The 545-nt window shown below is 36.0% G+C and carries 1 protein-coding gene; it reads left to right on the top strand.

The genetic code is table 11. The features are described 5' to 3' along the window. Positions 1-51: 51 nt before the first annotated feature. A partial coding sequence (locus tag KC820_RS13135; RefSeq protein WP_212371716.1) for a transposase occupies positions 52-545 on the top strand: 494 nt, incomplete at its 3' end.

Below are 545 nucleotides of genomic sequence, written 5' to 3'. Positions count from 1 at the left end.
GCTTTGTTTGACGTAAAAACCACGGGTTCCTCGTTTAAGAAAACGCATTATATGAAAGAAATTCCTAGTCTTAAAAAAACGTTTCCGTGGTTAAAATCCGTTGATAGCATCGCATTACAAGCGTCTATCGAACAGTTAGATGATTCGTTCCAACGTTTTTTTAAGAAACAAAACAAGTTTCCTAGGTTCAAAAACAAAAAGAATGACATCAAAAGTTACACAACGAAAATGGTGAACAATAATATACAGCTAGATGACAATAAAATTAAATTACCGAAAATCGGATGGGTACGATTCGCTAAAAGTCGAGATGTCGAAGGCACAATTAAACGCGTAACCATTCGAAAGAACGCTTCGGGTAAATATTTTGTTTCTATTTTAGTTGAACAAGCTAACGAGTATAAGCGCAATCATACAAACAAAAGCACTGGCATCGATTTAGGATTAACAGATTTTGTTGTTTTGAGCGATGGTTCGAAAGCCAAGAATCCTCGTCACTTAAAACATCTCGAACATAAATTAATCCGTGCGCAACGAACGCTATC

This window comes from Allobacillus saliphilus (assembly GCF_018138385.1).
Taxonomy (GTDB): domain Bacteria; phylum Bacillota; class Bacilli; order Bacillales; family Alkalibacillaceae; genus Allobacillus; species Allobacillus saliphilus.
The sequence above is the reverse complement of the archived record's forward strand: the minus strand, read 5'-3'. Positions and strand labels throughout refer to the sequence as shown.